We start from the raw sequence: 513 nt of genomic DNA on the forward strand, positions 1-513 counted from the left end.
TATTCAGATCAAGGCTTGGCGACCGCAGTGGCTGATTCTGCTCACTGGAGGACGAGACCAGATAGGTGATTGCCACTGTCCGGGCGGCATTGGCAATGAATGTTGATCGGGGAACCAGAAAAATCAGGGGCTTGATGGTATCGACATTCGTGGATGCAGTCGTGTAATGACCTCCCGCACCGGCCAACTCGACCTTGACGGACTGCCCGGGGGACATTCCGGTATAGATCGGAACTTCGATACGTGCACCGCTATCGGCAATATCATCGAAATTGAGGGTTGCACCGGGTAAGTCGAGCAATTTTGGTGCGGTCAGAGAGAGTGATTTGATCAGGTATGTTCGCACCGGGAACAATATTGCTGTGGCAAAGTCTGCGTCGCCGGCCAGATTCACCCAAAAGCTGATTTTCAGTTCACTGTCGTGCTTCAGGGATTTGAGCCACTCCAGCGGGAGTGCTCGGTTCAGGCCGGAAGTACCAGTATGAGGCTCATTCACCAGATCATTGTAGGGTT

Annotated in this window: 1 protein-coding gene; it reads right to left on the reverse strand. The window is 53.0% G+C overall.

Annotation, left to right across the window (positions count from 1 at the left end; all coding sequences use genetic code 11):
- Positions 1-513 (reverse strand): hypothetical protein (locus tag HT737_RS31075; RefSeq protein WP_182404715.1); only part of this gene is annotated, 513 nt, incomplete at both ends.

Source organism: Pseudomonas sp. MD195_PC81_125 (assembly GCF_014060985.1).
GTDB classification, from domain to species: Bacteria; Pseudomonadota; Gammaproteobacteria; order Pseudomonadales; family Pseudomonadaceae; genus Aquipseudomonas; species Aquipseudomonas parakoreensis.